This window comes from Rhodoglobus aureus, assembly GCF_039527955.1.
Taxonomy (GTDB): Bacteria; Actinomycetota; Actinomycetes; order Actinomycetales; family Microbacteriaceae; genus Rhodoglobus; species Rhodoglobus aureus.
Map to the genome: position 1 here is coordinate 1 of NZ_BAAAKW010000015.1, position 969 is coordinate 969.

Here is a 969-nt window from a genome sequence, read left to right on the forward strand (position 1 = left end):
AGCTGGCAACGTTCGCGCCAGCAACAGCACCCCGATCAGTGCCCGCGTCCCGGCACCGTCACCGAGTTGATGGCGGGCTTTATCCCAGAATTTCTGATGAGTGGGTGTGAAAGCACCGCTGGCACGGGCGGCGACCAGGGCGGTAGCACCGACCATGGCACCGGGTTTGCGGGTGAGGACCTCCAAATAGTGATCGAGATCAAGGACGTGCGCATACTTATGCACGGCCCGCACGTGAACTGCGATTCTCTTCCCGTCGGCGAACACCTCGACGAGAGCGGCCCCGATACGGACGCTGACCCGCCTGCCGGCGTAGGAGACCGGAACGGAGTAATAGCATTGCCGGACACATACCTCCGCCTTGTGGTTGACCTTGACCGAGGAGGTAGGCCCAGCCTCGAAAATACTCGAGGGCAACGTCAGCAATTCCGGCGCTTCCGCAGTAGCGGNCCGGGGTCAGCCAGCGGCGGCGGAACCGGCCGACTTCACCCTCAACACCACCCTTCTCGTGCGCTCCCTCAATTCCCGGGATACAAAAGAACGAATCGAAACCATAATGCGATCTCATGGCAATGAATCGTGGATTCTCTAACCGTTCCCGACCCAGCGCGACTCGGATCACCGCTGGAGTCAAGTTGTCGTAACGGATCATTTTCGACGGGATCCCGCCGAGACGCTCGAAAGCAACGTTATGGCCATCCAGAAACGACTCCTGCGCCTGGTTCGCATACGCCACATGCACGGCCCTGCCCGAATATGACAGGCGCAACACGAACATGAACAGTTTCACCATGCTGCCGCCGATCACCGCCTGGAACTCCCCGAAGTCAACCTCGGCCTCAGCTCCTGGCGCATGGGTTTGCGGGACCGCAACATTGACCGGGGTGCCGATCAGCTCCCGCCGAATCCTCGCGACCGCGTGAGTGACGGTGGACTCGGCTACCGTCGCGCCATACTCGTCCACCAGCC

Annotated in this window: 2 pseudogenes; both read right to left on the reverse strand. The window is 61.3% G+C overall.

The window, feature by feature from the left end:
* Positions 1–225, reverse strand: a pseudogene (locus ABD112_RS02815) (IS21 family transposase); the annotation flags it as partial.
* A gap of 33 nt (positions 226–258) precedes the next feature.
* Positions 259–426: pseudogene (locus ABD112_RS14570) on the reverse strand (Mu transposase domain-containing protein); the annotation flags it as partial.
* Positions 427–969: the final 543 nt, after the last annotated feature.